We start from the raw sequence: 7,570 nt of genomic DNA, 5'->3' as shown, positions 1-7,570 counted from the left end.
TCAGGTTGCTTCGGTTAATCAGAACCTCACGCTACTACAGTCCCAATCTTCAAAAGAACAGCAGGGGATTGAGGAGTTACAAACACGTCTGACAGAAAGCATTCAACAAGTGACCGCTAAACAGACTAACACGCGCAAAGACTGGCTATTAGCAGAGGTCGAATACCTACTCAGACTGGCCAACCAACGCATTCTGATGGAGAACACGTCTTCCGGTGCTTTGTCATTGCTGAAGTCTGCTGACAAAATTCTTAAAGAAACCGACGATGTTTCTATTTATGCGGTGCGTAAAACTCTCGCATCAGATATTGCCGCCCTTGAATCTGTACCGACTTATGATCTTGAAGGCTCCTATCTCAAACTGGCGGCATTGACTGAACAGATCAGCAACTTACGCTTAGTCCCACTGACAGACAAAAACAAACTACCCTCTCTGATCGAAGAAATAACGCCAGAAGCCATGAGCGAAACCTGGAGCAGCGGCTTAAAAGAGTCCTGGGCTAAAGCGGTGGATAAAGTAGAAAAACTGGTGGTTGTCCAGCACCGTGACGAACCCATTGAACCACTACTATCACCAGAGCAGAACTACTATTTACAGCAGAATTTGCATCTGATGCTGGAGCAGGCTCAATTGGCATTACTACAGAAAAATCAGATCGCATTTGACCGCAGCCTTGCTAAAGCTGAAGAGTGGACAAGTACTTACTTTGAAGAAAAAGACGCCACAACCCAAGCTTTACTGCGCGGTATCACTGAACTGAAAGAGCTGAAAATATCACCTGAGATGCCAAATATCAGCGGCTCACTGAATGCGCTGAAAACCTACTTGAAACAAGTAACCAAACTTAAGGAAGAAGGAGCAGCCTAATGAAAAGATTATTTCTGCTGCTTCTGGTTATTCTTGCTGCGGGAGCCTGGATCGGCGAAAAAATGGTCAAAGATCCCGGCTATGTATTAATCTCCTATGATGAAAGCACCATGGAAACCAGCCTATGGGTTCTACTGGTGATTCTCTCTATCGGCTTTATTGCATTACATATAGCCGTTAATATTTTCTTTAAAGCTCGCCTGCCAACCGAGAAGTTCCGCGAATGGCGTGAGCGCCGTGGAGCCCGCCAAGCGCATGGAAAAACCCTGAAAGGCCTGCTGGCATTCTCCGAAGGCAAATGGTGGCAAGCTCAACGCCTGCTCACCCAGGCAGCGGATAGCTCAGATCAACCGCTGATCAACTATATTGCGGCTGCTCGTGCGGCACATGAACAACGTGAAGACGGGGCCGCCGACGAACTGCTGCAAAAGGCGCGCAACAGCGTCCCTCAGGCAGAAATCGCTATCAGTATTACACAGGTACAGATCCAGCTTGAACGCGGACAACTGGAGCCCTGCCTGGCGGCACTGTTACGCCTACGCCGGCTCGCACCAAAACACACTTATGTAATGCGCTTACTTAAAGACGTCTACGTGAGATTGCAAGACTGGCACGGTCTCACCAATCTGATCCCGGAACTTCGCAAACATAAAGTTCTGAAAGAAGAGGAGATTGCGGCACTGGAACAAACCTGTTATTCCGAACTGCTCGGCAGCACACTCGCCAAGCTACCGGCAGAAGCGGATAACGATACCCGTCTGCAAGCACTCACTAAAGAATGGAAAAGCCTGCCTTCATCGCTGTCCCATGATAAAGCGATGATTCAGCGCTATATTGCACAGCTGATTACTGCCGGATCTGAAGATAAAGCAGAAAGCTTCCTACGCGATCAGATTAAGCGCGAATGGGATGAAGATCTGGTTAATCTGTATGGTCGCGTTAAGGGTGAAGATGCACATAAACAGCTGGAAGTAGCGAAAGGCTGGCTGAAAAAGAACCCCGATAGTGCGGCACTCAAGCTCACACTGGGCCGATTGGCCATGCGCAATGAGCAATGGGGAAAAGCCGTCGACTATATGGAAGAAAGTCTGGCCCTTGAGAAACGTCCGGAAACATACAACGAGCTAACGCGCCTGCTGCAACATTTAGGTGATAACAAGCGCTCACTCAGCGTCATGCAGGATGGATTAGCATTGATGGGAAATGACTTAACGCCTCTGCAAAAACCAGATCCTGAGGAGGAGCAGAGCAAAGAAAGCAGCCCAAGCCACACTTAAGCTAACGGCTCTCTTCAAGGCACAAAAAAACCGAAACACTGTTTCGGTTTTTTTATGCCTGTAAAATAGACTTCCCTTCTTTTCTTGAAGACTGGCCTGGGGCGGTCGTTAAGTCCGACTGCCTGCTGCCTATGGCTGTGTAGCAGCGGCCGCAAAGCTGCTCAGTGCATTCTCCACTTTCATAAGCACAGCTGCGCATTCCTCTAATTGATGGCGCTCAGCCAGGTATGCAGGGCTGTTATAGCTCAACCAGACTTGTCCTTGTGCATCTTCATGAATCAACGCTTTTTGTGGAAGGTCAATCGCGGCATGTTGATCACATAACATCAGTGGCGTACCCACCTTAGGATTACCAAAAATAACCAACTCGGTTGGGCGTAGCTGCATCTCAGCTTTTACAGCACCCGCCGCATGGTCTATTCGTGCAAAAACATTCATGCCTTTGTTTTCTAACACCGCTTCGAGGCGGTCGGCTGTTTCTTTTACATCATGGGCGCTTTTCACACTGACAAGGCCATTATCAGCAAATGCCGGTGAAGAAAGCGCAAAAATTGAGAGCATAGCTATTAAGAAAATTCGCATATTAAATCCTTTTTTATTTTCCCGAGGCAACAAAAATCATCTGGCGGCTGCTTTTTTTGATAAAAACTCTTCTGATAATCAAAAAGACTAATAAATCAGAAGTTTTACTTTTGACTGCCACTTAGATGCAAAAGTTCATCATAGCGAAGACCTTCTTCAACCGCTCCTGACATTCTATAAATACATAAAAGCCGGTCAGTAAACCGGCTTTTCAGAAACACAAAACATAAATCAGTAACTACTTTACCGGACGTGGCGCATAAGAAAATACATCGGAATGCATCTGTGCCTCGTTCAGCCCCTTAGCTTCAAGCGCATCCAAAAGCGCATACACCATCGCAGGCGATCCACTGGTATAAACACTCACATTTTCCAACGAATCAAAATCCTGTCCAATGGCATCCGGCAATAAATCTACCCGACCTGTCCAACCACAGCTGTCGCCCGGCTCACTGACGACTGGATGATAAGTAACATTATCGTTTTCTGCCGCCCACTGCTTAGGCAGCTCCGGCAGATACAGATCAGCAGCGACGCGCGCACCCCAATAAAGATGTATCGGGTTTTTCACACCACTGGCGAGCAGATGTTCCATGATGCTTTTGACCTGAGAGAAACCCGTGCTCGCGGCGGCCAATATAATTGGCTGATCAGCTTGCAGCTTCCCGGCTTGCAGGTAACAATCTCCTTTTGGCAGCTCAACCTCAACACTTTTACTGGTTTGCAATAAGGCTAAAATAGCGCTGGATAGTTTACTTCCGGGCGCATGCCTGACATGCAACTCAAGGTTGCGCGCCGCTTCAGGTGCACTGCCAATCGAAAACGAGGCTTGCTGGCCATCCGGCATAACAATGTCAAGATACTGACCCGCAAAATAGGTCACCGACTGAGAAGCTGTCGCTGGCAGCACCAACGATACACGATAGACATCCTTGCTGATCTTCTCTACCTTCGCAATATCACACTTCAGACGTTTCAAATCTTGTTCTCCAGGACCCTTTAGCCCTTTAATATTAACCCTGCAATCCTTCATGGCTACTGACGTACAAGCCAGGCCAAGCACTGGGGTTTGTGTATTATTTTCTGATGAGTCATGCCCGGCCAACAAATGTTTTTCCGGATAACGCTGCCACACTTCACCCGATAGCAGTTGGTATTCACATATTTGGCAAACACCGTTCTGACAACTTCTAGGCATACGATAACCATAACGCTCGATAACCTGAAGTAGCGTTTCGTCGGGGTTACATTCTAATAGCTGTAGGCGATCATTCAAGCATATCTGGTAACGCTTGCTGATATTAACCTGATGTGCTGTCATCACTGAAAATTCCCAACTCATCCCAGAGCTGATCAACCCGTTGTTTGACATCATCAGACATCTGGATAGGCTCACCCCACTCCCGGGTAGTTTCACCGGGCCATTTATTCGTCGCATCCATCCCCATTTTAGAACCCAACCCTGAGACCGGAGAGGCAAAGTCCAGATAATCTATCGGCGTATTGTCGATCAACAGAGTATCGCGCGATGGATCCATACGGGTGGTGATCGCCCATATCACATCATTCCAGTCTCTTGCGTTAACATCATCATCGCAAACAATAACAAACTTTGTATACATAAACTGACGCAAAAACGACCAGACGCCCAACATTACCCGTTTTGCATGCCCGGGATACTGTTTTTTCATCGTCACAACCGCCATGCGGTAAGAACATCCTTCCGGTGGCAGGTAAAAATCTACTATTTCAGGAAACTGCTTCTGCAAAATAGGCACAAACACTTCGTTAAGTGCGACGCCTAAGATGGCAGGCTCATCTGGTGGACGGCCGGTGTAAGTACTGTGGTAAATAGGCGTATCCCGATGGGTGATACGCTCCACCGTGAAGACAGGAAAACTATCAACTTCATTGTAATAGCCGGTATGATCGCCAAAAGGCCCTTCTTCTGCCATCTCATCCGGCGCGATATAACCTTCAAGAATAAATTCGGCACTGGCAGGCACTTGAAGATCACTCCCAATACAGGATGTCACCTCTGTTTTACCACCACGCAACAGGCCCGCAAAAGCATATTCAGATAGCGTATCAGGTACCGGCGTAACCGCACCTAAAATTGTCGCAGGATCAGCACCTAACGCAACAGCCACAGGGAAATTTTCACCCGGATGCTTTTCCTTCCATTCACGAAAATCAAGTGCGCCGCCACGATGCGCCAACCAACGCATGATAAGCTTATTTTTTCCTATCACCTGTTGGCGATAAATGCCCAGATTCTGCCGCTCTTTATTCGGCCCACGGGTAATAACTAATGGCCAGGTAATCAATGGCCCTGCATCCCCAGGCCAGCATGTCTGAATAGGTAAGGTGCTTAAGTCAACGGCATCACCTTCGATAACATGGGCCTGACAAGCTGCTTTTTTAACAACTTTAGGCCCCATATTCAGAACTTGTTTGAAAATCGGCAGCTTATCCCAGGCATCCTTCATCCCTTTAGGTGGCTCGGGTTCTTTGAGCATAGCAAGCACCTTACCCACTTCACGCAGTGCGGTAACGCTCTCCTCGCCCATACCCAACGCCACTCGCTCGGGCGTACCAAACAAATTAGCTAATACCGGGTAGTGGTAACCTTTAGGATTCTCAAACAACAGCGCCGGTCCACCTGCTCGTAATGTCCGGTCGCATATTTCAGTCATTTCAAGATTCGGATCTATCTCTTGCCTGATCCGCTTAAGTTCGCCTCTGGATTCCAGAACAGAAATAAAATCTCGCAGGTCTTTATATTTAAGATTCGACATCAGTTAGCGCTCTTTTTATACAAGCAGGGACAAGGTTATTTACAGCATAATCTACAACGCTGCGCATAAAAAAGGGCAAGCACAAGCTCACCCTTTTCTTATAAATCAATCTACTTTCGACGCATCGACTGGAAGAACTCATCATTTGTCTTGAAGTCTTTCAGCTTATCGATAACAAACTCAGTTGCCGCTGAGTCATCCATAGAATCCAGCAACTTACGCAGAATCCACATACGTTGTAATTCATCTTCAGTCGTTAGCAAGTCTTCGCGGCGCGTCCCTGAACGACGGATATTAATAGCAGGATAGATACGCTTCTCTGCTGTTTTGCGGTCAAGGTGCACTTCAGAGTTACCGGTACCTTTAAACTCTTCAAAGATAACTTCATCCATCTTCGAACCGGTATCGACCAGCGCCGTTGCTATAATTGTTAAGCTACCGCCCTCTTCGATGTTACGTGCAGCACCAAAGAAACGTTTAGGACGCTCCAGTGCATGTGCATCCACACCACCGGTCAAGACTTTACCGGAAGAAGGAATCACGGTGTTGTAAGCACGCGCTAAACGCGTAATCGAATCAAGCAGAATAACCACATCCTTCTTGTGCTCAGTCAAACGCTTCGCTTTCTCGATCACCATCTCAGCTACCTGCACGTGGCGTGCTGGCGGCTCATCAAAGGTAGAAGCAACAACTTCGCCGCGCACAGTACGCTGCATTTCAGTTACTTCCTCAGGACGCTCATCGATCAAGAGTACGATCAAATGACATTCAGGGTTGTTACGTGTGATGCTGTTAGCAATATTCTGCAGCATCAAAGTTTTACCCGCTTTTGGCGGAGAAACAACCAGAGCACGCTGACCTTTACCCATCGGGCTGACCAAGTCGAGTATACGTGCAGTAATATCTTCTGTACTGCCGTTGCCCAGCTCCATACGCAAACGCTTTTGCGCAAATAAAGGCGTCAGGTTTTCAAATAAAATTTTGTTTTTCGCATTTTCCGGACGATCAAAGTTAATTTCATTAACTTTGAGCAGCGCAAAATATCTCTCACTGTCTTTAGGAGGGCGAATTTTACCGGAAATCGTATCACCGGTACGTAGATTAAAGCGTCTGATCTGACTGGGCGAAACATAAATATCATCGGGTCCGGCCAGATATGAGCAGTCAGCAGAGCGCAAGAAACCGAAGCCGTCCTGAAGAATTTCCAGCACGCCATCACCGTGAATATCTTCACCGCTTTTAGAGTGTTTTTTCAGGATGGCAAAGATTACATCTTGTTTACGAGAGCGGGCCAGATTGTCGAGGCCCATTTCCTGTGCGATATCAAGAAGGTCAGGAACGCTTTTAGTTTTTAATTCGGTAAGATTCATATATTTTGAGGTGAGTAACTGAGTAGGAAGAAAATTGAAAAAAGGGGATAGATACGAAAGAGTAAATGCAAAAACCGGAACGCTCAAAGATTGATAAGGAGCGCCAGACAGGACAAATATAGAAGGTTGTATCGCGGGTGTCTAGTAAAACGGAGAAGATAATGATTAAAACAGCTATTTCTTCCCCGTTTTTCTCAAACTTACAGGTTTGCGTCGATAAAAGCAGATAACTGCGATTTAGACAGCGCCCCTACTTTAGTCGCTTCAACGTTACCGCCTTTAAAAAGCATCAGGGTTGGAATACCACGGATACCAAATTTAGGTGGAGTTTCGCTGTTCTCATCAATATTCAATTTACAAATTTTGAGACGACCGTCGTACTCCTTAGCGATCTCTTCCAACACAGGCGCGATCATTTTACATGGACCACACCATTCTGCCCAATAGTCGACCAAAACCGGACTGTCTGCTTTCAGGACATCTTCTTCAAATGATGCATCACTAACATTAACGATATTTTCGCTCATTTAACCTCTCCAAACGCACCAGAAACGCTGAGTGCTTGCAAAACAAAGCATGATGATACCACCAGAAAGAATTAAATGTGAACTCTCTTCGTCCATTCATTGCCGCAACTCACTGTATATACCTTCCTCTTCTGCTACTCTTGTGATC

Annotated in this window: 7 protein-coding genes; 2 read left to right on the top strand and 5 right to left on the bottom strand. The window is 46.8% G+C overall.

The features are described from left to right. Together ABY436_RS02920 and ABY436_RS02915 are read left to right on the top strand one after the other, a co-directional pair. The coding region (locus ABY436_RS02920) for a uroporphyrinogen-III C-methyltransferase (protein ID WP_372737527.1) at positions 1–868 on the top strand (868 nt) is incomplete at its 5' end. Further along, positions 868–2,145, top strand: coding sequence for a heme biosynthesis HemY N-terminal domain-containing protein (locus ABY436_RS02915; protein WP_372737526.1), 1,278 nt, complete (start codon positions 868–870; stop codon positions 2,143–2,145). The genes ABY436_RS02920 and ABY436_RS02915, both read left to right, overlap by 1 nt. Before the next feature lie 129 nt (positions 2,146–2,274). Here ABY436_RS02915 and ABY436_RS02910 read toward each other — a convergent pair whose 3' ends face one another. From ABY436_RS02910 to trxA, 5 genes are all read right to left on the bottom strand, one after another. Next, positions 2,275–2,727: a DUF302 domain-containing protein gene (locus ABY436_RS02910; protein WP_372737525.1), complete on the bottom strand. Its 453-nt coding sequence runs from the start codon at positions 2,725–2,727 to the stop codon at positions 2,275–2,277. 238 nt (positions 2,728–2,965) lie between these two features. Beyond that, positions 2,966–4,048: a 2Fe-2S iron-sulfur cluster-binding protein gene (locus ABY436_RS02905; RefSeq protein ID WP_372737524.1), complete on the bottom strand. Its 1,083-nt coding sequence runs from the start codon at positions 4,046–4,048 to the stop codon at positions 2,966–2,968. Continuing rightward, positions 4,029–5,525, bottom strand: coding sequence for a 4-hydroxy-3-polyprenylbenzoate decarboxylase (gene ubiD / locus ABY436_RS02900; protein ID WP_372737523.1), 1,497 nt, complete (start codon positions 5,523–5,525; stop codon positions 4,029–4,031). The genes ABY436_RS02905 and ubiD overlap by 20 nt, the downstream gene beginning before the upstream one ends. 110 nt (positions 5,526–5,635) lie before the next feature. Then, positions 5,636–6,895 (bottom strand): transcription termination factor Rho, encoded by a 1,260-nt coding sequence (gene rho / locus ABY436_RS02895; protein WP_372737522.1) that lies wholly within the window; start codon positions 6,893–6,895, stop codon positions 5,636–5,638. A 200-nt stretch (positions 6,896–7,095) separates the two neighbouring features. Further along, the gene (trxA, locus tag ABY436_RS02890) at positions 7,096–7,422 is read right to left on the bottom strand and encodes a thioredoxin TrxA (protein ID WP_090730399.1); all 327 of its coding nucleotides are present in this window, start codon (positions 7,420–7,422) and stop codon (positions 7,096–7,098) included. Positions 7,423–7,570 lie beyond the last annotated feature (148 nt).

This window comes from Neptunomonas sp., from assembly GCF_041601355.1.
Lineage (GTDB): Bacteria > Pseudomonadota > Gammaproteobacteria > Pseudomonadales > Balneatricaceae > Neptunomonas.
The sequence above is the reverse complement of the archived record's forward strand: the minus strand, read 5'-3'. Positions and strand labels throughout refer to the sequence as shown.